General features: G+C 46.1%; 24 protein-coding genes. 9 read left to right on the top strand and 15 right to left on the bottom strand.

All coding sequences use genetic code 11. The features are described 5' to 3' along the window. Window positions 1-60 precede the first annotated feature (60 nt). Window positions 61-1251: a thiolase family protein gene (locus NE536_RS06060; protein WP_261272126.1), complete on the bottom strand. Its 1191-nt coding sequence runs from the start codon at window positions 1249-1251 to the stop codon at window positions 61-63. A 714-nt stretch (window positions 1252-1965) separates the two neighbouring features. Here NE536_RS06060 and NE536_RS06065 point away from each other — a divergent pair. Continuing rightward, the gene (locus NE536_RS06065) at window positions 1966-3612 is read left to right on the top strand and encodes a methyl-accepting chemotaxis protein (protein WP_006081024.1); all 1647 of its coding nucleotides are present in this window, start codon (window positions 1966-1968) and stop codon (window positions 3610-3612) included. 201 nt (window positions 3613-3813) lie between these two features. On the opposite strand, the gene metA is transcribed toward NE536_RS06065, so the two are convergent. Together metA and NE536_RS06075 are read right to left on the bottom strand one after the other, a co-directional pair. Continuing rightward, window positions 3814-4755 (bottom strand): homoserine O-acetyltransferase MetA, encoded by a 942-nt coding sequence (metA, locus tag NE536_RS06070; RefSeq protein WP_259526837.1) that lies wholly within the window; start codon window positions 4753-4755, stop codon window positions 3814-3816. Window positions 4756-4825: 70 nt separating this feature from the next. Beyond that, complete coding sequence (locus NE536_RS06075) at window positions 4826-5245, bottom strand: YbaY family lipoprotein (protein WP_261272127.1); 420 nt, start codon at window positions 5243-5245, stop codon at window positions 4826-4828. Between the two features lie 117 nt (window positions 5246-5362). Here NE536_RS06075 and NE536_RS06080 point away from each other — a divergent pair, with 117 nt between their 5' ends. Then, window positions 5363-6106 carry an SDR family NAD(P)-dependent oxidoreductase gene (locus NE536_RS06080; protein ID WP_107946982.1) on the top strand — a complete coding sequence of 248 codons (744 nt, stop codon included), beginning with the start codon at window positions 5363-5365 and terminating at the stop codon, window positions 6104-6106. 93 nt (window positions 6107-6199) lie between these two features. Here the strand turns inward: NE536_RS06080 and ompW are convergent, their stop codons facing one another. Together ompW and NE536_RS06090 are read right to left on the bottom strand one after the other, a co-directional pair. Next, window positions 6200-6847, bottom strand: a complete 648-nt coding sequence (gene ompW, locus NE536_RS06085; RefSeq protein WP_261272128.1) for an outer membrane protein OmpW — start codon at window positions 6845-6847, stop codon at window positions 6200-6202. A 526-nt stretch (window positions 6848-7373) separates the two neighbouring features. Then, window positions 7374-8069 carry a nucleotidyltransferase family protein gene (locus NE536_RS06090; RefSeq protein WP_261272129.1) on the bottom strand — a complete coding sequence of 232 codons (696 nt, stop codon included), beginning with the start codon at window positions 8067-8069 and terminating at the stop codon, window positions 7374-7376. A 214-nt stretch (window positions 8070-8283) separates the two neighbouring features. On the opposite strand from NE536_RS06090, the gene NE536_RS06095 reads away from it, so the two are divergent. Continuing rightward, complete coding sequence (locus tag NE536_RS06095) at window positions 8284-8445, top strand: hypothetical protein (protein WP_261272130.1); 162 nt, start codon at window positions 8284-8286, stop codon at window positions 8443-8445. Between the two features lie 65 nt (window positions 8446-8510). Here the strand turns inward: NE536_RS06095 and maiA are convergent, their stop codons facing one another. From maiA to phhA, 5 genes are all read right to left on the bottom strand, one after another. Continuing rightward, complete coding sequence (gene maiA, locus NE536_RS06100; protein ID WP_106650053.1) at window positions 8511-9161, bottom strand: maleylacetoacetate isomerase; 651 nt, start codon at window positions 9159-9161, stop codon at window positions 8511-8513. An 86-nt stretch (window positions 9162-9247) separates the two neighbouring features. Continuing rightward, window positions 9248-10234, bottom strand: coding sequence for a fumarylacetoacetate hydrolase family protein (locus tag NE536_RS06105; protein ID WP_261272131.1), 987 nt, complete (start codon window positions 10232-10234; stop codon window positions 9248-9250). Window positions 10235-10620: 386 nt separating this feature from the next. Further along, window positions 10621-12159, bottom strand: a complete 1539-nt coding sequence (gene tyrR, locus NE536_RS06110; protein WP_006085271.1) for a transcriptional regulator TyrR — start codon at window positions 12157-12159, stop codon at window positions 10621-10623. Between the two features lie 267 nt (window positions 12160-12426). Then, window positions 12427-12765 carry a 4a-hydroxytetrahydrobiopterin dehydratase gene (locus NE536_RS06115; protein WP_006081014.1) on the bottom strand — a complete coding sequence of 113 codons (339 nt, stop codon included), beginning with the start codon at window positions 12763-12765 and terminating at the stop codon, window positions 12427-12429. Between the two features lie 146 nt (window positions 12766-12911). Continuing rightward, a complete protein-coding gene (gene phhA / locus NE536_RS06120; RefSeq protein ID WP_220592490.1) occupies window positions 12912-13712 on the bottom strand; it encodes a phenylalanine 4-monooxygenase in 801 nt (266 codons plus the stop codon). Window positions 13713-14035: 323 nt separating this feature from the next. On the opposite strand from phhA, the gene galU reads away from it, so the two are divergent. From galU to NE536_RS06150, 6 genes are all read left to right on the top strand, one after another. After that, window positions 14036-14944, top strand: a complete 909-nt coding sequence (galU, locus tag NE536_RS06125) for a UTP--glucose-1-phosphate uridylyltransferase GalU (protein WP_261272132.1) — start codon at window positions 14036-14038, stop codon at window positions 14942-14944. After that, complete coding sequence (gene galE / locus NE536_RS06130; protein ID WP_261272133.1) at window positions 14944-15957, top strand: UDP-glucose 4-epimerase GalE; 1014 nt, start codon at window positions 14944-14946, stop codon at window positions 15955-15957. The genes galU and galE overlap by 1 nt, the downstream gene beginning before the upstream one ends. Window positions 15958-16052: 95 nt before the next feature. Then, window positions 16053-16535 carry a ferredoxin-type protein NapF gene (gene napF, locus NE536_RS06135; RefSeq protein WP_261272134.1) on the top strand — a complete coding sequence of 161 codons (483 nt, stop codon included), beginning with the start codon at window positions 16053-16055 and terminating at the stop codon, window positions 16533-16535. 111 nt (window positions 16536-16646) lie between these two features. Further along, window positions 16647-17096, top strand: coding sequence for a bactofilin family protein (locus NE536_RS06140; RefSeq protein WP_261272135.1), 450 nt, complete (start codon window positions 16647-16649; stop codon window positions 17094-17096). Window positions 17097-17412: 316 nt separating this feature from the next. Beyond that, window positions 17413-18387 carry a LysR family transcriptional regulator gene (locus NE536_RS06145; RefSeq protein ID WP_261272136.1) on the top strand — a complete coding sequence of 325 codons (975 nt, stop codon included), beginning with the start codon at window positions 17413-17415 and terminating at the stop codon, window positions 18385-18387. Between the two features lie 506 nt (window positions 18388-18893). Next, window positions 18894-21200, top strand: coding sequence for an OmcA/MtrC family decaheme c-type cytochrome (locus NE536_RS06150; RefSeq protein ID WP_261272137.1), 2307 nt, complete (start codon window positions 18894-18896; stop codon window positions 21198-21200). Between the two features lie 142 nt (window positions 21201-21342). Here NE536_RS06150 and NE536_RS06155 read toward each other — a convergent pair whose 3' ends face one another. The 5 genes from NE536_RS06155 to NE536_RS06175 all read right to left on the bottom strand — a co-directional run bounded on the left by NE536_RS06155 (window position 21343) and on the right by NE536_RS06175 (window position 26312). Beyond that, window positions 21343-22026: a DUF2982 domain-containing protein gene (locus NE536_RS06155; protein ID WP_261272138.1), complete on the bottom strand. Its 684-nt coding sequence runs from the start codon at window positions 22024-22026 to the stop codon at window positions 21343-21345. A 57-nt stretch (window positions 22027-22083) separates the two neighbouring features. Beyond that, entirely contained in the window at window positions 22084-22785 is a 702-nt protein-coding gene (locus NE536_RS06160) for a YdcF family protein (RefSeq protein ID WP_261272193.1), read from the bottom strand. A gap of 217 nt (window positions 22786-23002) precedes the next feature. Beyond that, window positions 23003-23920 (bottom strand): fructokinase, encoded by a 918-nt coding sequence (gene mak, locus NE536_RS06165; RefSeq protein WP_261272139.1) that lies wholly within the window; start codon window positions 23918-23920, stop codon window positions 23003-23005. 61 nt (window positions 23921-23981) lie between these two features. Continuing rightward, complete coding sequence (gene cysQ, locus NE536_RS06170) at window positions 23982-24788, bottom strand: 3'(2'),5'-bisphosphate nucleotidase CysQ (RefSeq protein WP_261272140.1); 807 nt, start codon at window positions 24786-24788, stop codon at window positions 23982-23984. A 366-nt stretch (window positions 24789-25154) separates the two neighbouring features. After that, window positions 25155-26312 (bottom strand): SDR family oxidoreductase, encoded by a 1158-nt coding sequence (locus NE536_RS06175; protein ID WP_261272141.1) that lies wholly within the window; start codon window positions 26310-26312, stop codon window positions 25155-25157. Window positions 26313-26323: the final 11 nt, after the last annotated feature.

Below are 26323 nucleotides of genomic sequence, written 5' to 3' on the forward strand. Positions count from 1 at the left end.
CTCAAGGGAAGTGATTGCCCTTGCCAGCCCCGTCTTGTTGATTTAACTAAACTGTTGCGATTAAACCTCGATGGCCATCGCCGTCGCTTCTCCACCGCCGATACACAGCGAGGCAACACCGCGCTTAAGGCCGCGGGCTTTTAATGCATGAATTAAGGTCACCAGTAAACGTGAACCCGAGCAACCAATAGGATGACCTAAGGCGCAGGCGCCGCCATTGACGTTAACCTTAGCAATATCTAAACCGAGTTCAGACACGGCAAGCATAGTCACCATGGCGAAGGCTTCGTTGATTTCGAATAAATCCACCTCATCCGTTGACCAACCCACATTAGCCAGCAATTTCGCCATAGCGCCAACCGGTGCAGTGGTAAAGAGTGAAGGCTCTTGGGCGTGAGTCGTATGGCCTTTAATAGTGGCTAATACAGTTAAGCCTAAACGCTCAGCTTCGCCTCGAGAGGTCAGCATTAATGCCGCTGCGCCATCGGAAATCGAGCTAGAGTTTGCCGCTGTGATAGTGCCATCTTTGGTAAAGGCTGGACGCAGCGTAGGAATTTTTTCAGGGCGGGCATTACCGGGTTGCTCGTCGGTATCGATAGTCACATCACCGCGACGATCACTGACAGTGACGGGCGTGATTTCGGCTTTAAAGGCGCCCGAGTTAATCGCGGCATTGGCTTTTTCGAGCGAGCTTAGGGCAAAAGCGTCCATCTGCTCGCGGGTGATACCAAATTCATCGGCTGTTTTCTGGGCGAACGTCCCCATAGCGCCACCCGTGTAGGCATCTTCAAGGCCATCTAAAAACATGTGATCTAACACTTTGCCATGGCCCATGCGCATGCCGCCGCGGGCTTTATCGAGTAAATACGGCGCTTGGCTCATGCTTTCCATGCCGCCTGCGATCACCACTTTTGCACTGCCCGCTTTAATCAAATCGTGGGCTAACATTACCGTCTTCATGCCTGAGCCACAGACCTTGTTCACTGTGGTCGCACCAACGGATAAGGGTAATCCCGCACCCAAAGTTGACTGACGCGCAGGCGCTTGACCTAAACCTGCGGGTAATACGCAGCCCATCAAGACTTCATCGACATGCTCACCCGCCAATTGTGTTTCCGCTAACAAGCCTTTAATGGCCGTCGCGGCTAACATGGGTGATGCTACGGATGATAAGTTGCCTTGAAACCCGCCCATTGGGGTGCGTTTAGCCGCAACGATAACGATATCTTGATTTAACTGTTCAGTACTCATGAAGGCTCCAACCTAAATTGACCACGAAGCCTAGTACCAGCCTCGGGACGTTTAATAAAATCGACAATAAAACCACTCTGACGTTTACGCGAACGTAAAGCAAGTATTCCTTGGTCTAATGTGCAGATTTTATCAGTGGAAAATGTCAGTAAGGATTTACAGTAAAAATGGGATGAAGAACAACAAGGGGCGGTATCGATAAGGCGGTAAGAGTGGTGACTAAGATATATAGGCATGCTCAATCATAGCGAATCCGTTGAAGTAAAAAGAGGATGTTGACTCAACATAAACGACAGAATCTATCCAGCTCATGCGCTTTTATTGCACTGAGCCAACCTTGCTAAGTTAATTTAATATCAGTGAGTGATATCTAGGGCGTGTTGTCACTTAACGTCCTAGCAGCGAATGATTTATGCTCGCCATCAAGAAATGAACGCATGAGCTTGACGACCAAACCAGTTCAAGTGGACAGACCTGTTATAACATCGACATAAGGATTTGGTTGTTATCTATAAAATCGCTATGCTCAACTACACAGTTAGCATGTTATTGACCCGCTTACATAAATCCATAGTGTGCAAAGTGGGATACCTTAACTGGGTACTAAAATTTAAGAATAAAAATTCAAGCTATTGTTCCTATTTAATAATGCCAAATTATCTAACCATAAACATCCCAACCAGATAACCCTAAATAAAAGTAGGAAGGAAAGACATGCTAAATCAGATGACGCTTAAGACCCAGTTTATCGGGGTCATCGCTATTCCCTGTATTGCTCTTATCTTAATCAGCTTAACAGCCATTCAAGGCTTATCTGGTATGCAAGATCAAACTAAAACACTCGCCGAAAATACCAGCGCGCCATTAAGGTCGATGGCGGAAGTTGCGTCCCGTATTCCTCGGATGCGAGTGGGCATTGATATTATTATCTTGCAAGAAATACCGACGATGAAGGATCAAAAAGGCGTATTAACCCGTGTAACAGAAACCCGTGCTGAGGACATTCCAGAAATGGATGCGGCATTAAAAGCTGCCCGTGACGCTCAGGTAAACCCCATTACCCGTGCCGAAGTACAAAAGTTGATCGACCTCTTTGATAAAGTCAAAAGTGACGAACTTGCGCCTATGCTGACAGCGATGGAAAAGGGGGAAGTGGCAAAATCGCAAGAAATCTATCGTAACCAGTTCGCAGCTAGCTACAACATAATGAGAAAGAGTACCGATGCCATTCTTGACTCATTGCTACAACAAGGCAACGCCAGCTTCGTTGACAGTCAAAAAAACTACCAAGAAACACGCATGGAAATGTTTGTTGTTTTAACCATCGCTTTGATTATTTCAATATTTCTAGGTTTTATCATGCTGCGTCGTCTACGACTTCGCGTGGCATCGTTACAACAGCATATTTCTTCTGCCAGTGACAAACTTGATTTGCATAATATGATCGAGTTAAAAGGCCAAGACGAACTCAGTGATATTGCCCTGCACTTTAATCAGTTTGTGCTGAAGATCCGTAATGCGATTGAAGCCGTGGCTGACAACTCACGCCAACTCGCCCATACGGCAAACGATGTCGCCAGCAAAGCCCAAGCAACCCATAGAAATTGTATTAACGAGCGCGATCGCACCACGCAAATCGCAACGGCAATCCATGAGATGGGCACCACAGTGGACAATATTGCTGGCAACGCAACCCAAGCGGCTAATGCCGCCAAAGAAGCAGATAATCAAGCGCATAATGGCGCGAGTGTGGTCGCCAAAGCTCGCCAGGGTGTCAGCTCATTATCTATTGAAATTCAGCACATCAGCACTGACATTACTTCGCTCGCGACGCAAACCAATTCTATCGGCAGTATTTTGGATACCATACGCAGCATTTCAGAACAAACTAACTTGCTAGCACTCAACGCAGCCATTGAAGCTGCACGCGCTGGCGAGACAGGTCGAGGTTTTGCCGTTGTCGCCGACGAAGTCCGAAACCTTGCCAGTCGTTCAGCGTCATCGACAGATGAAATTCAAACAATGATTAACAAGCTGCAGGAGCAATCGTCCAAAACAGTGACTGCCATCAAGCGGGGCCACGAACAAAGCGGTATGGTCGTCAAGCAGGCAGATGATGCCAATGACTCGTTAACCCTGATTACTTCGCATATTAGCCAAATCAGCGACATGAACATTCAAGTCGCCACCGCGACAGAAGAGCAGTCTATGGTGGTAGCGGAGATAAGCCGTAACGTCGAAGAGATAAATCAATTAACCACCGAGACCTCTGAGATTGCCGACGAGTTAACGGCATCCAGTGCAAACTTACAAAAACTATCGGTTCACTTAGATAAATTAGTGACCCAATTTAAGTTATAAGCGGTAAAAGTCATCATATACCGCAGGACGCTTAGTGCATTCAATCAACGTAATGCTTCAAAAACATAGTGACTTTAAAAAAACAGTGACTTAAAACAGTTACTTAAAAATACAGTGCTTTAAAAACAGTGCCTTAAATCAATAAGGCACTGAAGCACTAAGCGCTATTCTGATGAGAACTCACAGAAATAACTGCATGAATTAACGCGACTCCCACGGTGTCATCGCCGTCATATCGCTTAAGTCGTAAGGGGTTAACTGATAGACGTAATAGTTGAGCCAGTTACTCACCAGCAGGCTACCGTGGCTGTGCCAGCGGGCAATGGCGTCGGCTTTAGGATCATCATTGCGATAATAATTCTGTGGCACATTCGGGTCTAAGCCTTGGCTTAAGTCTCGCTGATATTCCTCGTTTAAGGTCGACTTTTGATATTCAGGATGACCCATCACAAACAAGTTACGATTATTCCGACTTAACACCAAATAAGCCCCTGCCTCATCGGACTCGGCCAATAGCTGCAGCTGTGGATGTTGTCTAATTTCTTCGACATCCATTTCGGCAAAACGGGAATGGGGTGCAAAAAATTCATCATCAAAACCGCGCAGTAGCGGGAAATGCTGAGAAGTACGGCGATGCACAAATACGCCAGAACGCTTTTGCGGCAATACTTTTCGATTTAAACCATATAGATGATACAAACCCGCATGGGCTGCCCAGCATAAAAACAACACTGAGGTGACATGCTCTTGCGACCAGTCGATGATTTCACGGATATGATCCCAATAAACTACATCTTCGAAATCGATTTGCCCAAGCGGCGCACCTGTGATGATAAGGCCGTCGTAATTTTTATGGCGCACGGCTTCAAAGTCACGGTAGAAAGTATTCATGTGATCGATGGAAGTATGCTTGGACTCTTTGTCGTGGATGCGCAATAAATCCACATCGACTTGTAAAGGCGTGTTACCCAGTAAGCGCAGTAACTGGGTTTCTGTCTCGATTTTATTCGGCATCAAGTTCAAAATCAGCACCTTCATCGGCCTGATATCTTGATTCGCCGCCCGCGTCTCGGACATAACGAAAATATTTTCTGACTCTAACACTTCTGCTGCGGGCAGATGATCTGGAATTCTAACCGGCATACCGCGCCTCTTCTGTTCGTAAATACCAACGGATTCGGCGCGTATGTCAGCTCACTTCTGAGCAGGCTAACTAGCCACCGACTTTCTCTAGCAGTATCGTCATTGGCTCAGTGGAATTGAGGTCAATGTGATAGGCTTGAGTATTAATAAACAATAACTTATCACCGAGCATTATCCGTGCACCTATGGCATAAGTGTGCCCGGGTTGGAACTGATCGCTGCCAATCGCAAAACTGAATGGCGTGGGTGTTGCTGCACCTTGTTGTACGCGCTCCGCCATCACTATGGCTGGCACATCCATTTTTGAGACATCGAGCAGTTGCACTACGACTTTAGCCTCGGCGGGCAGAGCAATCCGTTCGCGATACAAGGTCTCGCCTTTTATCTCCACGATAGCATTGGGTGTCGCACAACCCGATAACACACCCATTAGCGCCATTAATGCTAAAGCGGTTAATCTCAACGCGCTTAAACGCAAGCATTTGTTCATTTTGTTTCTCCTAATCATACATAAAGACTTCTAGATGTCCATACGCCCAAGCTATAAATCTTGTCTTGGCGAACATATCTTCCTATCATAAGCCACCATTTCGTTGCCGAAAAACCTATGACCCAAGCAACTGCAATCATTGTGGGAGCTAGCTCACAATTAAGTCGTGAAATTGCAAAGCAATTGGCAGATCAACAGGTTGAATTAGTCTTATTCGCCCAAGATCCAGAATCACTCCGCGATTTTGCCTTATCCTTGCCAACAAAAGTACAAGTATTTTCACTTCAAATTGAACAGCCTCAAGCCATTATCACTCAACTTGAATCCGTCTGGCAGAGTCTGGGCGGTGCGCACTTAGTCTTAGTCAATACAGGCCTCAATAGTTATGATCCTGAGCTGCCTTGGCTGCCAGAGCAAGACATTATCGATGTCAATGTGCGAGGTTTCGCCGCAATCTGCAATACGGCATTTAGACTATTTCGCGAGCAAGGTTATGGACAACTGGCGGCAATAAACTCTATCGCAGGTTTGCGCGGTGGCCCAAGTGTGGCCTATCACGCCTCAAAGGCCTTTGGGCAGAATTACCTTGAGGGCTTATGTATGCACGCCCAGCGCCTCAAGTTACCCATTACGATTACCGATATCCAACTCGGTTTACTCGACAAAGCCGCCATGCAACAAAATGCAATGTGGCTTGCCCCATTACCGCACGTTGCAGCACAGATCATCAAAGCAATGAAGCAAGGCAAACGCCGCGTCTATGTGACCAAACGCTGGCGCCTCGTCGCTTGGCTCACCGTATTATTACCCGAATTTATCTATAACACTCGCCACTGGAAGGCTAAAAAGCCAAAGCGCTAAGTCGGCTTAACCTGAGTGGAACATGCGCGATAAAAAGTGCAGAAACGAAAAAGGAGCCTAAGGCTCCTTTTTTACGCTTATCTGATCCGTAGATTAGAAAGTGTAACCTACGCTGACCATATAAACCCATGGGTCAATATCGGTACCAATAACCACAGTGTCACCCGATAATTTAAACTTCACATCGCTGCTAATTTGCGCGTACCACACAGAAGCGTTCACTAACCAGTTTTTGTTAACCTGATAGTCAACACCCGCTTGTGCCGCTAAGCCCCAAGACGTGGTCATGCTTAAGTCAGTTAACGCACCACCTAAATCATTGGTGAACTCATTGTCGAAGAAATTAGTATAGTTAACACCGACACCCACGTATGGACGTAATTTAGATTGCGCATCACCAAAATAGTACTGCGCCACTAAAGTGGGTAGCAAATGTTTAGTTTCGGCAATCTTACCTACACCTTTTAAAGAAACATCGTGGCTAAAAGGTGTGGCAGCTAATAACTCAACCCCAAAGTTATCTGTCAACATATAACCGAAGTTTAAACCCACTTGAGTGTTATTGCTGATTTGGAACTCGCCGTTACCCGCAACATCATCACTTGATTCATTTGGCGCAACAACCACAGCACCCGCACGAACGATAATGTCGCCTGCTTGGTGAGCCGATACAGAAGCAGAAAAACCAGCAGCTAAAAGGGTGGCAGCGATCAGTGTAGAAACAGTGTTTTTATTCATCATCATACTCCATATGTACAACATAGGTTTTTGTTTTAAATTACATCCTTAACAATTGACGCCTACACTGCCAGAGAAGTGCGACCACTTTATTGATCCAAATCAAAGTGAATGAGTAATACTCATTTCTAGGTACTGCACATGGGAGCTGAATCACGAAATTCAAACATTTATCGACAGTGCACCTTTGTTTTCTGTGAGCTAAGTTCTTTATTAGTCATCACTAATGACTACAGCAAGAGGTAGAGAACATTAGTAAAATAAACATTTAAGTAACAATAAAAAGCACTTAGCTGAGGGGGATTTGGCCATTAAGTTCAAATTGATCGGACTAGATGAGGAAGAATAGAAGCAGACAACAGCCGAACCTAAACGGCTTAAGGATGATACCCATACTGTTAGCGGTCTTAATTAGTGAGTAACTCAATTGAATCGCTATATTGAGTCGCTAAATTACATGGGACGAATTGAGTCAGATGCTTGAGTCTGTTTAGGAGTGAGTGAGAGATAAAATGGGTGAATGAGAAAATCAGCTTTTGCGGCAACACTCAAGCAAAGGATACCGAGTAAGCCAACCCTTAGTCGCGACTCTGTGATCAAACACAGGTAATGCCCGCTTTGGATTAGCACTCAGTTTGAGTGCAAACAAGGAGTTCAGCCCAAAGGGAGCCACCAGCTCAATATCACAAGACGCGGGATGATTTTTCATCCCAACACAAGTCTGAGTCTCAGTCTTTATCTGAGTCTGATCATCAGATTCTGTATCGACAGCTTGATAGCTTACCCCGATTGCGGTTTCAAGCTCTGGCCAATAGGACATAGCATCAACACAAGATGTGTAAGCCATGTCTTGATTTCGAACATGCATGCGCGCCTGATTCTTCACCGACCAAGGTAACTCAGGGACAAGCTGATTGAGATAGGTTTCAATTGCCAAATCCCGCTCGGGACTGATATCTAACGGGCAAAAATAGATCAGATCGATATCATTCAGTGGACTCAACTCAAATCCGTGCAAGCGATCCCAGACTAGATTACGGACAAATCCCGCCGCAAGGCACCACTGCGGCATTGAGTGTACTTTGGCGCATTGGAGCGCAAGTTCAAGCGCCCTCACCCGCTCGCAATCCTGAACGATCCATTCGAGTAATCGATGCTTTAGCTCTGCTTCACACATAGCCTCATCCATAACATTATTCATAGCACCATTCAGAACATGACTCATACATTACTCATAACAGTATCGTTGGCTTCAATGTCAGATAACACCACGGGAATGACATTCGGCTTACTCCACTTCGCCATCGGTTTCTGAGCACTTTACGACCTCATGACAGAGTAGAGAAACGAGACTATAAATAGGTACCATTACCGCAAAACAAATCCAAAACCCATAGACATCTTTGTCTAGCAAATTAACGCTAACAGTAAAGATGGGCATGAACAGTAGCATCCATTTTATTACATTGAGTTTGTACCGTATTGGCTTATCACAGTGGCAGCAGCGTCCTTCCTTAATCGGCACATCCTTAGCGCCGAGTTTACCTTTGCAATACGGACATTTTTTACTGAAAAGCATTAAAACCCCATCACTAAGATAAGACTTGCAAAGCAAGCCTCATGATCCATTCTTTACTATTTGTAAACACTTCATCAGTACGATTCGTTACACCGCATCCGCTTGGCGCTCTGGGGCCGCATCGGCAAAGGCTTCAAGCTGATTACACTCAGCCCACACGCGCATGATATTGGGATAAGGCGTTAAATCTACATTAAAACGCTGGGCGTTATACACCTGCGGCACTAAACATAAGTCGGCTAATGTCACTGTATCTCCAAAGCAATAACGACCACTGTGCCTAATCAACAATGTTTCTAAGGCTGCAAAACCACTCGCAACCCAGTGGTGATACCAAGTATTTTTAGCCGCTTCATCGACCCCTAAGGTTTGGGTTAAATACTGTAATACCCGCAAGTTGTTTAATGGATGAATTTCACAGGCTACCGTGAGCGCCATGGCGCGCACATGGGCACGTTCAAGAGCCGATGCAGGCAATAATGGGGTTTGTGGATGTATTTCATCGAGATATTCAATAATGGCTAAGGATTGCGACAAAGCATCCATATCCAACTCATCATCCAACGTTAAGGTTGGCACTAACTCGAGCGGATTTAGTGCAGTATAAGCCGCTTTATGCTGCTCGCCGCCATCACGTACAAGATGCACTGACAACTGCTCGGCTGAAATCCCCTTAAGATTGAGGGCGATGCGAACTCGGTACGCCGCGCTTGAGCGCCAATAACCATAAAGTTTCATATTTTCATATCCTTATAAAAGTCAGTATAAAAACGGGGCAATTAAGCCCCGTTAGTTTGAGTCGATGTGCCCTTTAAGGGAAAGCTTTAGGCTTTGTATTCAACCACTTTTTGATCGATAGAACCGAAAATCGTTACATTGTTGTCATCAAGCATTTCGATGCGAACAGTGTCGCCAAAACGCATAAATGGTGTAGTGGCTTTGCCTTCGGCAATCACTTCTAACATACGTTTTTCCGCTAAGCAGCTAGAGCCTGCGCTACGGTCATAGTTAGAAATAGTACCAGAGCCAATAATCGCGCCTGCGCCCAATGGACGGGTTTTCGCCACATGTGAAACTAACTGGCTGAAATTAAAGGTCATATCGACGCCCGCATTCGGACGACCAAATAACTCACCGTTTAAATGGGTGATCAACGGTAAATGCACTTTAGAATCTTCCCAACTGGCGCCCAGTTCATCCGGCGTCACTGCCACAGGTGAAAAACTGCTCGATGGCTTAGATTGGAAGAAACCAAACCCTTTCGCCAACTCACCAGGGATTAAGTTACGCAGTGACACATCGTTCACTAACATCAACAATTTAATGTGCTTAGCCGCATTGTCGCTGCTCACGCCCATAGGCACATCATCGGTAATGATCGCGATTTCAGATTCGAAATCGATACCCCAGTCTTCACTCGCCAGTGGAATATCGGCTTTAGGGGCAATAAAACTGTCTGAACCACCTTGATAGAACAGCGGATCTGTCCAGAAGGTTTCAGGCATTTCTGCGCCGCGAGCCTTACGGACTAGCTCAACGTGATTCACATAAGCGCTGCCATCGGCCCATTGATAAGCACGCGGTAGTGGCGACAAGCACTTAGCTTCGTCAAACGCTTGGGCGTTATCTAACATGCCTTCATTTAACGCGTCGTACAATTCTTGCAATTGCGGTTTCAGTAAATCCCAACCGTCGAGTAATTGCTGCATTGTGTGGGCAATAGCAGGAACGGCAACCGTTTTAGTGAGATCGCGGCTAACTAACATCAACTGACCATCGCGGCGACCATTGTTATAACTTGCAAGTTTCATATTGGCTCCAGTGCTTCTAAGGCTAGGCGTACAATTTTATTGTGCTGGAAAACGCGCGGCGTCATTCAGCTTATATTCGGCGATTTTAATCGAGCTCTTTGACTCATTAAGGGCGCACACGTTACGCACTCCGCGCCAACAGAGGCACGCCCTTTTGCTTGCTTTAACGTATTTGTTGCGCGTAGAAATACCCGAAGCTGGCGCAGATTCCTATAGCGTGACCCAAATCACATTTAGGTCAATTATTTCACATTTCGTAAACTAATCATTACGTTTATAACCTAGTTGCCGCTTATCAATATCTCGGTAAGCAATATGCCTGAAAAGTCGGCAACTAAGTGGAACGAAACTGTTACATCTATCGCGTCAAGCCAGCAAGGCTCGGCTTAACGACGCTTGGCTATCTTGTACTCACGCAGCTTATTGGCAATAGCGGTGTGCGACACCCCGAGCTTTTTCGCTAACTGTCGAGTGCTCGGATAGGCAGGATATAATCTGCGCAACAGACTCGCCTCAAACTGCTTCATTGCATCGTCGAGATTGCCTTCAAACTCATTGTCAAAGTAACCAAAACCTTCGGCGTAGGACGGCAATTTTAATTGTTCGACCGTCAACTCAGCCGAACCATCCCACATAGACACAGCTCTAAATACCGCGTTCTTTAATTGGCGTACGTTACCTGGCCAAGCGTAGGTGAGCAAATGATCGCGGCACTGAGCCGAAATCCGCCGCACTGGGCTAGACAACTGTTGGCTGTAATGTTCGAGGAACATTTCCGTCAGTGGAATGATATCGACCTTACGCTCGCGCAGTGACGGTATGTGATAACTCAGCACATGGATGCGATAGTACAAATCTTCCCTAAACTCACCAGTTTGGCACAGTTCAGCTAAATTCTTCTGGGTTGAGCAGATAATTCGCACATCGGCGCGGACTTCTTCATCGCCGCCTATGCGTCTAAAGGTGCCATCTTGCAATAGCCGAAGCAGCTTAACTTGGGCAGCCTTGGACATTTCCGCTACTTCATCGAGAAATACTGTGCCGCCCTTGGCTTCTTCAAAGAAACCCCGTTTAACGACTTTACCTTGGCTGACATAACCGAATAATTCTTCTTCGGCGGCGCTGTCGGGCAGAGCGGCGCAGTTGATGGCAATAAAGGGTTTCTCGCGGCGCATGCTGGCATCGTGGCTGGCTCTGGCCATTAATTCTTTGCCAGTACCCGTTTCACCCGTGATCAATAAAGGCGCATCGAGCTGGGCCATACGCCGCGCTTGCTTTAGCACTTCCTTCATTTTGTCACTACTGGCTAATACATTTTCAAAGCCAGTGGTTTGGTTCTGCAGCGCGTTAAACTGTTTTCCAACCCGCGCGGGGGATTTTAGCGACACCACAGCGCCAACTAAGATGGTTTTTTCATCCTCATCGGGCAGGTAAATCGGCAGCATTTCGGCTAGATATTCGTTAGGACCAATTTGTACCCTCGCCGCTTGCGGTAAGACTTGGCTTTCACTCAACCAGCGGCTGAAGTTAAAACCTTGCACCCAATGATTGAGCGACTCTTCGAGCACTTCGTGCTCACCCATGCCGATATTGAGCAAGGCAGACTCGTTAACGATACGGATACGCGCTTTAGCATCGATGGAGAAAACGGAGTCGGGTAAGGTTTTGAGCAAGGTTTTAAGGGCGTAATGTTCCTGCTCTGAGGGCATAAACGACACAGTACGCACATCGTGGACACTTTCCACTTTGCGGATCTGCGGCATCAAGGCACTTAAGGTTTCAAAACTGATTTCGGCAAATTGTAAGTACAGGAAACCTTGGTTACTGGCATCAATGGCAATTAAATTAATACCATAACGCTCTAACACGACTAAGATATCTTTGGCTAAACCAACACGATCCTGACAGCTGACTTCCAAGCGCATAATGACTGATATTCCCTTTTTTGATTCGAATTTTGGGGATAAACCGTGCAGAGCTATTTTTCGCCTTGAGCTTTACAACAAAAATGACGCTTGCTAGGCAAGTCGTTACCTTAACGAAAACGTCAGCGATGAGGGGAAATAGCAGAGCCCGTATACGTTAGAAGGTTAAACAGAAAGTGGCAAGCCTAGTTTACAGTTGAATTGTAACAGGAAGAAAAAATCAGCATCAAAAAACAGGTTAAGATGCTGATTAATTTGGTGAATTAACTAAACCAATAACTGGTCTGTCTTGGCGGCCATGATGAAGTCATTCTTATGTAGGCCCTTAATAGAATGTGACCACCAAGTGACAGTCACTTTGCCCCATTCAGTGAAAATGCCTGGATGATGGAATTCTTCTTCCGCTAAATCCGCCAGCTTATTCGTGAATGCCATCGCCAGTTTAAAGTTTTTAAACTTGTAGACACGCTCAAGCTGCATTACGCCGTCACGTACTTGCACGCCCCAGTCGGGGATCATACGAATAAGTTCGGCCAATTCTTCATCGGTCACTTTAGGTGCGTCGGCTTGGCACGCTTCACATTTCATATTCGATAACGCTGTCATACATACTCCTGTTGGCAACATTGGTAGGGATATTCTGTTGCACTTTACTCATTTTCTATTAATAGCTTAAATCGCATGACTCAATATCAGATGGCTAAATTAGACGCCAGCCAAATAACGAGTCAACTCATCAACCGAATCGTGACTTAACTCGCCTTAGCTTTTGGCGGAAACTTAGGGGCAAATAAACCTAACTGACGGGCCTTAGTGACATAAGCCATAATATCCATCTTGGCAATTTCATCCAGCATATCAATGTGCTCAATCACATAATAAATCGGCTGCATAATGTCGATGCGATATGGGGTTCGCAGCACATTCAATAAATCAAAAGGTTGACGTTCTGGCGCGTCACTTTCCATTGCATACAAGGTTTCACCGGGTGAGCTTAAAATGCCGCCGCCATAAATACATAAGGGACCGTCTTTAGGCTGTAGTAAACCAAACTCAACCGTAAACCAGTACAAACGCGCTAAAAATACCCTTTCCTCTTTGCTGGCATGTAAACCTAACTGCCCATACATGTGAGAGAAATTGGCAAATGAAGGGTTGGTGAGCAAAGGGCAGTGACCAAAAATCTCGTGGAAGATATCTGGCTCTTGCAAGTAATCAAACTCTTCCTTGCGGCGAATAAAAGTGGCCACAGGAAACTCTTTATTGGCCAGCAGTTCAAAAAAACGGCCGAAGGATATCAGCGCAGGGACCGCCGCCGTTTTCCAACCAGTGGTCGCTTGTAACACCGCATCAATTTCGGCAAGTTGCGGAATGCGATCCTTTGGCATCCCTAAGGCATCGAGCCCTTGCAGATATTCCTTGCAGGCACGACCAGGGAGATTAACGGCTTGACGGGCGTAAAGCTGACGCCAAATATCGTGTTCTTCTTGTGGGTAATGGATAAACCCAGTGTCATCGGCTCTGCGAGCGATGTACTCTGTTCCTTTCGTCATAATCTTCACTCGGTGGCTAACACTCATGGCTCCATAGTGATCTAAGGCTTTAAATTTGTTAACTCCCTCACACTTTATTCTTGTGCCGCCACTGTGACGTAAACGTAAAGCAAATATTACAAGGTCATTAAAATCACCCGGTTGCTGCACGCCATGGGTGCTGGATTAGATCCACTGTGCTACCTTTGCTAAAACTTATGCCCGAATTTGCCGTTAAAATACTTAGATTTCCTCAATTTTTTAGTGTTTGTAAATAGCTTTTCTGTGTAGGTCATTTACAATATTGGCCATTAATCGCATCTCCTTGACCTAAAAGGTTCGCAATGAAACAACATCAAATTCGTAAAGCCGTTATTCCCGTCGCAGGCCTAGGCACTCGTATGCTTCCAGCGACCAAAGCGATTCCAAAGGAAATGTTACCGGTTGTCGATAAGCCATTGATCCAATACGTGGTCAGTGAAGCTATCGCTGCTGGGATCAAAGAAATTGTCTTAGTGACCCACGCCAGTAAAAACTCTATCGAAAACCACTTCGATACCAGTTTCGAATTAGAAGCCCAACTCGAACGCCGCGTTAAACGTCAGTTACTCGAAGCCGTGCAATCTATCTGTCCTAAAGACGTGACTATCATTAGCGTGCGTCAATCTCAGGCGAAAGGATTAGGCCACGCCATTTTGTGTGCAAAATCTGTCGTCGGCGATGCACCATTTGCAGTGTTGCTGCCTGATGTGATCATCGATGAAGCCAGCTGTGATCTGCGCCGCGATAACTTAGCCGCTATGGTTACCCTGTTTGATGAAACCCAAGTGGGTCAAATCATGGTTGAAGGCGTGCCACACAATGTTGTTAACCAATATGGTATTGCTGATGTGAATGGCCATGATTTACAACCTGGAGAGTCTGAACCATTAGTCGAACTGGTTGAGAAGCCAGCCGTGGATGAAGCACCATCTAACTTAGCCGTTGTAGGCCGTTATGTGTTACCTGCCAGCATTTGGCCGTTACTGGCTAAAACCCCTGCTGGCGCGGGCGATGAAATTCAATTAACCGATGCAATCGCTATGTTAATGAAGCAAGAAACCGTAAATGCTTACTACATGGAAGGTAAGAGCCACGACTGTGGTAACAAACAAGGGTATATGCACGCGAACGTTGAATACGCCCTGCGCCACAGCGAAATCGGTGAAGATTTTGCACAATATTTAAAAACCGTTGTAAAAGGGATGAAGTAATGACGATTTTAGTGACCGGTGGTGCTGGCTATATTGGCACTCACACTGTGGTAGAACTGCTCAATGCAGGCAGTGATGTGATTGTGTTAGACAACTTGTCTAATTCGAGCATAGAAGCTTTAAACCGAGTCGAGCGGATCACAGGTAAATCGGTCATTTTCTATCAAGGCGATATTCTCAATAAAGCCTTATTACAGAAAGTGTTTAACGATCATGCTATCGATTCGGTTATTCACTTTGCGGGATTAAAGGCTGTGGGTGAATCCGTCGCTAAACCCCTTAAGTATTATGAGAATAACGTCACAGGAACCCTAATCCTCTGCCAAGTTATGGCGGAGTTTAAGGTGAAAAATCTCGTTTTCAGCTCATCGGCTACTGTGTATGGCGATCCTGCAAGTTTACCTATCACCGAAGACTTCCCCACTGGAGCGACCAATCCCTATGGTCAGTCTAAGTTGATGGTTGAACATATACTGGCAGATGTTCACAATGCCGATCCGAGCTGGAATATCGCTCGTCTGCGTTATTTTAATCCGGTTGGCGCCCATGCCAGTGGCTTAATCGGCGAAGATCCTAATGATATCCCTAACAACTTAATGCCCTTTATTGCGCAGGTTGCCGTGGGTAAACGTGCCGCCTTAAGCGTGTTTGGTGATGATTATCCGACTCATGATGGGACTGGCGTGCGTGACTATATCCATGTGGTGGATTTAGCCAATGGCCATTTAAAAGCACTGGCCAAATTGGCCACTAAACCAGGTCTGGTCACCTATAACTTAGGCACAGGCCAAGGATATAGTGTTTTAGACATGGTTCACGCCTTTGAAAAAGCCTGTGGTAACACCATTGCCTACCAAATTGCGCCACGTCGCCCTGGTGATATTGCCGCCTGCTACGCCGATCCAACCCATGCACGGGAAGATCTCGGCTGGCAAGCAACACATACGCTAGAAGATATGGCCAACAGTAGCTGGCATTGGCAATCGACCAATCCCAATGGTTACAACGGCTAACAAATTGAATGGCTTGTGGAAATATCCCAAGCCATTTTTCTTTATCACTGTGAATACACCCATCACTTTAAATAACCAACCGTTCGAGGAGCAACATGACTCAAAGTATTAATCACAGTCGTCGTAACCTCTTTCGCCGCCGTAAAGATAATGCCTTGAGGCCACCTTGGGTGCGTGATGATATCGAGTTCACCGATGTGTGCACGCGCTGTTCAGCCTGTATTGAGGTGTGTGAAACGCAGATCATCATCAAAGGCGATGGTGGATTTCCTGAAGTGTCCTTTAAGGACAATGAGTGTACTTTTTGTACGCTGTGCGCTAAGGCATGCCCTGAGAAAATCTTCGATTTAGCCCAAATACCTTGGTCGTATCAAGCCCATATTCAAGAAAGCTGTTTAACCTTTCAAGGGATCTGGTGTCAAAGTTGTAAGGATGCCTGTGAGCCTAGAGCCATCCGTTTTGAGTTCAATATTGGCCAAGCTCCACGTCCGCAAATAGACCTTGAACTTTGTACCGGATGCGGCGCCTGTGTGGCTCCCTGCCCTAGCAAGGCCATTGAAATAACCCGACCGACTTAATGCAGCAAAGCCATCACATTAACCCATACAGAGCTGTGCATATCATCGATTTTACGCTAGTATCGCGCCTCTATTGAACTCTGTTAATCCCTTCTCGAATTAAGTTGATTTATGATGATGTTTGTAAAAAAACTGTTCTTCCCCCCTAAACAAAGTCCCTCTTTTAGTTTTATTTCTCGAGGCACTAAACTCACGGGGAATATCGAATTAACGGGCGATGTGCTTATTGGCGGTGATATCCAAGGTCAACTGCTTTCTGAGGCTAATATCACTATAGAACAGGGCGGTACGATTCAAGGCGAAGTCAAGTGCCATGAGTTTGTCGTGAACGGACACTTCAAAGGCAGACTCATTTGTGAACGCTTAGTGATCCAGCATAATGGTGTTGTCGATGGCGAAGTGGCGAGCACTTCAATGCAAATTTTTGAGGGCGGCCAGTTTATTGGCATGCGGATTAAAGAAGATGCGCCAACCATTTATTCCCATGCAATTGGCCACACAACTGTAACAGCCAATGGTAACTTATCGCACGTACAAAACGATGTTATAGAATCTCGCTAAAACGGCGAATAAATGATGCTCGCAAGCTCACCCACTTAGGCGAGCTTGTATTTTTAACGCATTATTTACTCAATTTTTTTAATACCCCGACTCAAAACCCTTACCAGCCAAATAACTGCCTGCGAAGTAGCACTCTTTACAATGGTTAAATAATTGTTATTTTGCCGAGAGTGATCACAGTTAATCCGCACGACTGCTGTTAATCTCACAGCTAATAGCGATGTTAGGGGGATAGCAAGGAGCAGAGTCAGGGCCACAGAATGCCCCTAATAACCCCGCAAAAAATAGTTAAGACTCATATAGGGCAACATACAAAATGAGCAACGCATTACTCAAACAAATCTGTGAACTCGATGTTTTTACCTTACTGGTATTTAAAAGTATTTTCGATACTGGGCACGCGAACAGTGCCGCCAAAGCGTTGGATGTTTCTGCACCGAAAATCAGCCGTTGTCTCAACGCATTACGCCTGACCTTTAACGATGAACTCTTCTATCGCCGACAACAGGGGCTAAAACCCACTCCTTTAGCAGAAAGCCTGTATGTGGCGATTTGCCAGTTTACTGAATCAGTTTATCACCTCGAACAATCTGCAACTCAGATACAAAATGCAGCCATCAATGCCGATTTACCACTACATATCGCCGCCTGTAATGGACTATTGAACTTTTTAGCGCCGCAATTAAGCACGCCTGAAGTCGCCCAAGCATTAGGAAAAATACGTTTACATAAATGGCAGGAAAATAGCGCAGAGTTAATTCACGCAGGTGCACTGGATTTTGGCATCACCTTAGAAAGCGCTGAAAATAAAGAATTAAGTTACACCAAACTTGGCACGATCAATGGTGTCTACATAGTGGCGGCCAAACAACATCCTCTGTGGCAAATTGAAACTGACATTAGCTTAGAGCAAATTTGTCGCCATCCATTTCTATTTATAGAAGTTAAAGGCTTTAACAGTAAAATTGACCCCTTAGAATTGTTTTGCCAACGCCAAGGTATCTTACTGCCTGCGGTGGAGAAAGTTATCGACCGAGAGGAATGGTACGCCCATTTACTCACCATGAAGAGCGTGGCTTTCTGTTCCAGCATTGATATGCACACAGTAAAACATATGCCCGGATTACACTTAGCACGCTTAAATGATAAAGAACTCAACAGGCTTCACGATTCTATGATGGCGCCACAATATTATCTCATTGAAAAACCAGCAATTCATCGGCGTTACAGTCAGAGTCAAAGCGCGCTTGTCGTGCGTTCCTTACTTGCCGCACTCGATCACGCCCGCTAACGCGAGACAATCAGCTCAACCAAGCTCGTGGAGATAACATTCACTAAACCTTGTTTATACCATTGCGATGATTCGATGTTAAACGGGGTTTAAATAGTGAGATGCCGAAGTTTAAAACATCAAAATTTCATTGGTATGTTATCTCTTAACAATACTAATCCTCAGATTACATTACCGCCTCTTTTCCCCTGTGCTTTGATGATCTAAACGTCAATTCCATTACTGAGATTTAGGCTATCTTTGCCTCAAGCATTTTGCTTAACCGAAAATGAATTCTTCACTGAAGCCCAAGTTGAAAAATAAAAATTGTGATGGCCATCATGGCTTTCCGGCTGAATTTCATTATTTAAAATATCAAAATGCAAATTTTAGAATTTCCATCCACGTTTGTTAAATCATCGTTCACATATCAGATACAAACTTGCAAATACCACTTTATAAGTAGGTGAATCCTCCTATATTAGAGGCACTGCACACGCAGTCTTATAGAAAGAAAAAGGGACGCGATGATGAAAAACTACAATAAATCTCTACTGGCACTGGCTCTCGTCAGTACCTTAAGTCTTACCGCCTGCGGGGACGGAAGCGATGGTCAAGATGGGGCACCTGGTACACCCGGAACACCAGGCACTCCCGGAACACCAGGTACACCGGGAACCCCTGCGGGATCCTTTGTTAATACTGTTGCTTCAGCAGGCGATGTGACCTTTATTATCGCCCCAGAAGACATCAATATCGCTGGTGCTGGGATATTCAAAATTAAGTTTAATGTTGAAGGCAAAAATGCCCAAGGCAAAGCAGTTCCGTTTACTGGGTTAGATATGGTGTCACTCTACTCGGTGACCGCCATGGTTAATAATTCAGGTTCGGGAGCCCCGCTGCAATGGGTTAACAACGGCGCAGCAGCAGGCAATAGTTCATCAATGTACTGTACACTGACGGGTGAATACACTTCACGCGGTCAAACCGGAAAAGCCTGTACTTTAGTTGAAGATCCAGCCTCTCCCGGCACTTATACGGGTACCTGGACCTATGACGGTGCAGCGCCAATAATGAACGCCAATGATGATTTAACGGCAGCGCATCGTTTCTTTATGCGTGCATATAACATCACTGATGCTAGTGGTACTAGTATTTCAGATAAAATTTTATCTGAACCGCTGAACTTCATTCCATCAACCAATGCAATTGTCGAAACATCAGGTAAAGATACGGTTACCGATGCAGCTTGCATCAACTGTCATGGCGCGGTCGATGGCAGAATAGCCAAAATTGAAGCCCACCATAACTATCAAAGTGTTGAAAATTGTATTGCCTGTCATAATCCTGCAAATCAACCTGATGAGCAGCAATTGGCCGATGGCTGGTTATTTGATTTAGGCCCTATGGTTCACCGCATCCATGCGGGTCATCATGTTGCCGATTATCTCAGTGGTGACGCTAAAGAATACTTCGGTGAATTAGGTTTCCCATCGGATTTGAAAGAATGTACGACCTGTCATACTACAGACCAACCTAGCTATAACACCGTTTACGCCCAAGCTTGTGTCGGCTGTCATATAACAGTCAACTTCGCCACCGGTGAAAACCATTCAGAATTTGGTCTAGCTCAAGCAGATGACACTCAATGTAGCTCTTGCCACGGCACAGGTAACTTGTCGCCCGCGGTGGTGCATAGTGTCGGTAAACGTGCTGAGTATGCTTCTCTGTTCAAAGTTGACTTTACCAGCGCAGCAGTCGCTCCATCTGCCACTCTAGGCATGAAAACCTTAACCATCAAAGCCAATGTGACCATGAATGGCGCACCAATCGCTGACGGTACAAGTCTTGCCACCTATAATGCAACGACTAATCCAACAGGTATGTTGGGCGCTAACGGTCTACTATTAGGTAATGTGACTACAGATGGCACTGTTTATGCGTGGCGCGATGTTAAACCAACTGCAATCAATCTAACCTTGGCAAACGGTACACTTGCGGGCGGCGTATTAACCTTCGTGAAAGATATTCCAGATGCGCAAGCTGTGGGCACTCTCTACGTCGGTTCAGAAGCCAACTTCTGTGCCAAAGCGGGTAAAGTGGTTAGCTGTAATACCACGGGCTTAGAGTTTGGTCCAACTAGCCCTATCGGTAACGAAGCTGCAGTGAAATTCTACAGTCTTGATGGTAGCGCAGTCACTAAAGCCCGTATGACTGACCCTACTCGTATCACAGTAGAAGAAGCTAAGTGTAATGCATGTCATGGCACTTTAGATTATGCCAAAGGCACCAGGCACGGTACTTATACCTTCGACCAGTGTATGAACTGCCATAACGATACTACAGGCTCAACATATCACCCAACAGTCGCATACAAAGGTGCTGATGGTACTAAGGTCGTCAATCCAGATGTCACTTTTGGTAACAAAGACTTATTTACTGTGGCCCACCGTTTCCACAGTGGTAACTTCGATGGTATTGAAGGCATCTTCCGTAATGCTGACGGAGAGTTAGAAGGTTATCCATCACCAGAAACTGCATGTTCTGCATGTCACAAAGACAATGCCAAACTGTTTGCAACTGACGGCGGTTTAACTTCAGGCAAACGCTCAATCAAAGTCGGTGCTTACTACATTAGCCCAGTAGCTGAATCATGCCGTACCTGTCACGCTCACTCTGATGCGGCAGCTGTCGCTCACTTTAGAAGTAACGGTGCGGTAGTTGAAGCGGATGCAATGACAGATCCTAACCTACCAGTAGAATCTTGCGCGACCTGTCATGCTGAAGGAAAAACCTACGGCGTAGATAAGGTACACGCAGAGGTAGCACACTAGTACTAGTACCTTTGGGTTGCCCCTGCACAACCCAAACTTCAACTCTGCAACTCATTGGGGACCCTTAGGGTCCCCTTTTTTATTGCCAATTCTCTTCACGTAAAAATGCAATATCAATCGTATTAATAACTGCGATAAAGACTTAATCCGCTAAGCGACTGGCTTGTGCAATACGTTGTCTAAGCAGCTTAAGAAAGTCCTTAGCTTCTCTGTCCAAACTGTCGTGGGGAATATACAAGTGATAACCTAAACGCGTATCTAACATCACGCAGCGATGCCCAAACATCGCCAATACACCGCGATAACGATCCCCTTCTATCACCAAAGGACCAAACTCTGCGCCGAGATAAGTTTCTAAAGTCGCTAAGTCTTCATCTTGCGAGGCTGCAGTCACCAATAAAGGCCGCTGCTCTGTTAATAAGCCGGTGGCTAAGCGCAGGGAAATATTGTCCAAAATAGGATTTAAGTGTTTTAGCTTAATACCTAAATAAGATAACTCTATGGTATCTAATCCATTGGTCACCCGCGGGATATCGACCCTTTGAATATTATCCCAACCGATAGACACTTTGCCGCGGCGATGAAAATAGGTCAGCCCCTTGTCATCTAGTGCTAGAGTCGTTTCCGGCTCATACACCTTGGCTAAACCGAGAATGAGTGAAATAGCGCCCAAACTAAAAAACATCAAACCAACAGCAAACAAGGCCGGCCACGTCAGAAAAAGTCCCAAACCCAGCACCAAACTTAAACCTCCTAGCCAAGTTAAGGTTAACCCATTTCGTTTTGATAAAGGACGCACAGACACACTTTCTGACTCAATTGTCATTGTTCATCTTCCTGTTAACACTCACTCTCTTTAGACCGAACTTAGCAAACCACACCTTTAACTTACGGCCTTTATCCATAACCACAAACGGCCAATGTATTCGTGAATCGCCCGCTGAGAAGCCACTAGATTATCCGCCGTCAAACGCCACCAAAAATCATCTCGGCCAATATAATCTGTCGGTGCAGCCTCTGGGTGTAAGCCTTTAGCGGCGAAAATAGCCATCGACCTTGGCATATGAGTAGCCGATGTGACTAAGCGAAAGGGCTCCTCCCCTAATTCCCACTTTAAGTATTGCGCTTCTTCTATCGTATCGCGCGCCAAGGGGAATTGGATGATCCGACGTTTATCGACGCCCAGTTCAACTGCGGCATTCGCCATCATTTCAGCATGGGAAACCTGCGGAAACTCTCCCCCCCAACCGCTGACAATCAACTTACATTCTTGACCTAATTTCAGCTGTCTGAGCCCTTCACTAAGCCTTGCAAGCGCTACTGCAGATAAGGATTGCACCGCAGTCGCGCCTTGAATATCCGAGTGTGCCGAACCTAATACCATCACAAAACAAGCGCCTGTGATGGGTGTGGAATTAATGGGGTAAGCCGACTCTAATGGCCGCACTAAGGTATTCACACCCAGTTGACTGCTTAAAAAGAGTAAGAGAAAGAAGGCGCACGATACTAAGTATTTCGCCATACTCCGACGGCGCCATACCAGAAAAGAAATTAATAATAACAATAGGATAAAGGGAATCGGCATTATCCCCTGTGAAACAACTTTCTTAACCCAAAACATGATGTCCATGCCAAGCCCCCCAAAAGAGCGCAATCATAGCATCAAAATACGGCGAAACGCATAGCAGATAACATTAGCCCAGCGTTTTGCTGGGCTAATGTTTATAAAACGTATCGGCCATTAAGCATTGATTTCAAAACCGAATAAGCTCACTAGATGAGTTCAAATATCCAAGCAAAGATCACTTTTCCCACAACCAAGCGGCACCGCGCACTCCCGATGAACAACCGTATAGATTCTGCACCACAGGCGTATGACACTCACGTCCCACCACATAATGGGCCAGCAATGCCGGTAATCTTGGGTAAATCGCCGCGACATTCGACATTCCGCCCCCCAGCACTATGGCATCGGGATCGAGCATATTGATCACATGGGCGAGTGAACGAGCGAGTCTATCCATATAACGATCAAATGCAGCAACCGCAATGGCGTCACCTTCATCGACTAACAACATAATATCGGCACCTGATTTGGCAGCAGCGCGCACTGTACCCGCAGCCGTCAAAGCCGCATTATAATCACGCACAAAGCCAGTACCTGAAATAAAGGTCTCGATACAATCGGGATTGCCACAGAAGCAACGGGTGGTATTGAACTCTTCCTTAGTCATCCAAGGCAAAGGATTATGACCCCATTCACCGCCGATACCATTACCACCACCGTGCACTTTGCCGTTAATTGCCACGCCAGCGCCACAACCAGTACCAATAATCACGCCAAACACCACAGAAGCACCAGCGGCAGCACCATCGACCGCCTCAGATACCGCAAAGCAGTTGGCATCATTGGCAACCCGCACTTCACGCTGCAACAATTCCCCTAAATCCACATCGAGGGGATGACCATTGATCCACGTCGAGTTAGCATTTTTGACTAAACCTGAATAGGGCGATACCACACCTGGAATACCCACGCCGACAGTGCCTTGCTCGCCAAGAGTCGCTTCTGCTTCCTTAACTAAATTTACAACCGCAGCAAGCGTGCCCTGATAGTCACGTGGCGTCGTCACACGTTTGCGAAATAGCTCATTACCTTCATCACTCAGTGCGACTAATTCTATTTTTGTTCCGCCTAAATCGACGCCCATGCGCATCATGAATTACTACTCCAGTGTTTAGCCCGCCCTTTCATCAACGAATATCGATGCTAGGCGGTTGTTATTTAACCCAGCCTGGGGCTGTGGCAATAAAGTAAGGGTTTAAAATGTCAGGTTTTTGATTATAAGTTAATGGTTCACCTGACTCATAACAGACAACTGTGCCGCCTGCACTTTCGAGCACGGCTTGCGCCGCCGCAGTATCCCACTCACTGGTAGGACCCAGTCTGGGGTACAGATCGGCACTGCCTTCTGCCAACATACAAAACTTAAGCGAGCTACCCACGCTTAAGATGTCATGCTCGCCAAACTGTTGTAAATATTGCGCTAAACCTGGGCTCAAGTGCGAGCGACTGCCAACAATCATCGGCATTTCGCGTGGCGTATTGGCGCCCAATAAGGGGCACTCTTGACCCGCTTGTTGACGCCATGCACCTAAATGCTTAGCGCCGTAATAATAGGTATCGAGCACAGGCGCATAAACCACACCTGCGATTGCAACCCCTTGATGGATAAGCGCAATATTGACGGTAAACTCGCCATTGCGCTTAATAAACTCCTTAGTGCCATCTAAAGGGTCAATCAACCAATAGGTTTGCCATTGACGACGCTCGTCCCACGCAATATCCGCCGCTTCCTCAGACATAATAGGAATACCGACAAACTGCTGCGCCAATGCCGCCACTATCACGTGGTGCGCGGCTAAATCGGCGGCCGTCACGGGACTATCGTCACCCTTATGGCTCACCGAAAAGTCATCTTGACCATAAACCGTCATAATGGCATCGCCCGCCGCTTTGGCAATCGCGACCACTTGTAATAGATCTTGTTTGGTCAATGTCTGTGCTATTGTCGTCTTGTCTGTCACTGAAACTTCCTTAATGCATTAAATATCTTGGCATTATGCCATTGTCATCCAAGGGGAATTTAGAACAAATTCATCATACATCAAGCAAAATAGACTAAGACTCGCGGCCTAAACCGCGGCACACAAAACCACAGATTAACAAAGTGATTACGATACTAAGGCAAGCCATTGACGCTGAGAAGGGGCTTGAGTCCAGCTGCATTCGTATTCACAGCCTATGTTTTCATATTGATAGTCTACATTTGTCGCTTAAATCTGATTATTGGCGGGCTTATGGTTTTCGACAGCATTAAACGCTGGATAACGTAAACGCTTAACGCCTGATTAAAATTGCCTAAAGCAAAATGTGAGTCACACTCAATATCGTCAAGATAACCGCCGCAACATGCGATTCAGTTGCTGACACCAATCTTGCCACTCGATCTGTTCAGGCATCGACAGTGCGTTATTGACCCCCAAAGTGGAGCGTAATTTACCACTGTTCAGCACGCTATAACTCGGCCTTTTTGCCAAATTCACGCCGCGGTTTAATGCCTGTTTAGCGTAATCAGCACTGGTAATTGGCTGGATGACCACAGGTTGACTTAACAAATTAAGCGCTAGGGCTTGTCGCTGGATTTCACAGGCAAATTCATACCAACTGCATTGGCCTTGAGCGCTGTAATGAAATACGCCCGAGCGCTGCTGCATGACTAATTGCCAAATCACCTTAGCGAGTGCATCACTCCATGTCGGGCAGCCGATTTGGTCGACTATCACCTGCAAGCTTGGCTGAGTACGCATCAAGTTGAGCATGGTTTTGACAAAATTATGCCCATCTTGACCGTAAAGCCATGAGGTGCGCACAATCGTTGCCCGCTCACCCAAGACCGCCAATACCTTCTGCTCACCGAGCAACTTACTCTTGCCGTAAGCAGACAACGGCTCGGGAGCATCGAGTTCAACAAATGGCCTTGGTAAATGGTTTGGATTTGAATTTGGAGCTAAGTCAGGGTTTTGATGCTGTTCAAAGTCAGCTTCTCTAGCATCACTTACAGCACGTTCAGTTGCATGGGCAATACCACAAACAGCATGACCACCAAACACATAATCGCTCGACACATGCAGCAAGCGCGCGCCCGACAGTAAACATTGCTGCGCCAATAACTCAGGGCCGAGTGCATTCACCCGATTCGCTTCAATAGCATCATGCTCAGCAGCGTCGACCGCATTATAGGCCGCGCAATTGATCACCCAACTGGGTCGATATTGAGCAAATACGGCTGCAATATTGGCGGCATCGCTAATGTCTAACTGACTGCGATTTAGCGCATAAAGCTTCAGTGGCGCGACTGTGTTTGCGCTCGTGTTTGCACTTGTGCTGCTATTTAGGGCTAGCTCGACAATATCGGCAGCGACTCTCAGCAAGGCCTCTGCGAGCTGACTCTTAGCGCCCGTGATTAACACCACTTGAGGAGTGTTAGCATCTGTAGCTATTGCCGCCCCGCATTGAAGTGGCGTCACTTTAGTTGCCACTATTTTCATCACTAATCATA

This window comes from Shewanella septentrionalis (genome assembly GCF_025370265.1).
In the GTDB taxonomy this organism is placed as follows: domain Bacteria; phylum Pseudomonadota; class Gammaproteobacteria; order Enterobacterales; family Shewanellaceae; genus Shewanella; species Shewanella hafniensis.

What these genes read in the sequence shown, in the direction of transcription:
- mak (WP_261272139.1), bottom strand. Translation starts at nt 23,920, where the DNA reads ATGATGCGCATGGGCGTCGATTTAGGCGGAACAAAAATAGAATTAGTC.
- tyrR (WP_006085271.1), bottom strand. Translation starts at nt 12,159, where the DNA reads ATGCGCTTGGAAGTCAGCTGTCAGGATCGTGTTGGTTTAGCCAAAGAT.
- metA (WP_259526837.1), bottom strand. Translation starts at nt 4,755, where the DNA reads ATGCCGGTTAGAATTCCAGATCATCTGCCCGCAGCAGAAGTGTTAGAG.
- ompW (WP_261272128.1), bottom strand. Translation starts at nt 6,847, where the DNA reads ATGATGAATAAAAACACTGTTTCTACACTGATCGCTGCCACCCTTTTA.
- maiA (WP_106650053.1), bottom strand. Translation starts at nt 9,161, where the DNA reads ATGAAACTTTATGGTTATTGGCGCTCAAGCGCGGCGTACCGAGTTCGC.
- NE536_RS06090 (WP_261272129.1), bottom strand. Translation starts at nt 8,069, where the DNA reads ATGAGTCATGTTCTGAATGGTGCTATGAATAATGTTATGGATGAGGCT.
- NE536_RS06065 (WP_006081024.1), top strand. Translation starts at nt 1,966, where the DNA reads ATGCTAAATCAGATGACGCTTAAGACCCAGTTTATCGGGGTCATCGCT.
- NE536_RS06105 (WP_261272131.1), bottom strand. Translation starts at nt 10,234, where the DNA reads ATGAAACTTGCAAGTTATAACAATGGTCGCCGCGATGGTCAGTTGATG.
- NE536_RS06145 (WP_261272136.1), top strand. Translation starts at nt 17,413, where the DNA reads ATGAGCAACGCATTACTCAAACAAATCTGTGAACTCGATGTTTTTACC.
- NE536_RS06075 (WP_261272127.1), bottom strand. Translation starts at nt 5,245, where the DNA reads ATGAACAAATGCTTGCGTTTAAGCGCGTTGAGATTAACCGCTTTAGCA.
- napF (WP_261272134.1), top strand. Translation starts at nt 16,053, where the DNA reads ATGACTCAAAGTATTAATCACAGTCGTCGTAACCTCTTTCGCCGCCGT.
- NE536_RS06160 (WP_261272193.1), bottom strand. Translation starts at nt 22,785, where the DNA reads ATGCCGATTCCCTTTATCCTATTGTTATTATTAATTTCTTTTCTGGTA.
- NE536_RS06115 (WP_006081014.1), bottom strand. Translation starts at nt 12,765, where the DNA reads ATGACAGCGTTATCGAATATGAAATGTGAAGCGTGCCAAGCCGACGCA.
- NE536_RS06060 (WP_261272126.1), bottom strand. Translation starts at nt 1,251, where the DNA reads ATGAGTACTGAACAGTTAAATCAAGATATCGTTATCGTTGCGGCTAAA.
- galU (WP_261272132.1), top strand. Translation starts at nt 14,036, where the DNA reads ATGAAACAACATCAAATTCGTAAAGCCGTTATTCCCGTCGCAGGCCTA.
- NE536_RS06080 (WP_107946982.1), top strand. Translation starts at nt 5,363, where the DNA reads ATGACCCAAGCAACTGCAATCATTGTGGGAGCTAGCTCACAATTAAGT.
- NE536_RS06140 (WP_261272135.1), top strand. Translation starts at nt 16,647, where the DNA reads ATGATGATGTTTGTAAAAAAACTGTTCTTCCCCCCTAAACAAAGTCCC.
- NE536_RS06155 (WP_261272138.1), bottom strand. Translation starts at nt 22,026, where the DNA reads ATGACAATTGAGTCAGAAAGTGTGTCTGTGCGTCCTTTATCAAAACGA.
- galE (WP_261272133.1), top strand. Translation starts at nt 14,944, where the DNA reads ATGACGATTTTAGTGACCGGTGGTGCTGGCTATATTGGCACTCACACT.
- NE536_RS06175 (WP_261272141.1), bottom strand. Translation starts at nt 26,312, where the DNA reads ATGAAAATAGTGGCAACTAAAGTGACGCCACTTCAATGCGGGGCGGCA.
- phhA (WP_220592490.1), bottom strand. Translation starts at nt 13,712, where the DNA reads ATGACGAAAGGAACAGAGTACATCGCTCGCAGAGCCGATGACACTGGG.
- NE536_RS06150 (WP_261272137.1), top strand. Translation starts at nt 18,894, where the DNA reads ATGATGAAAAACTACAATAAATCTCTACTGGCACTGGCTCTCGTCAGT.
- NE536_RS06095 (WP_261272130.1), top strand. Translation starts at nt 8,284, where the DNA reads ATGAACAGTAGCATCCATTTTATTACATTGAGTTTGTACCGTATTGGC.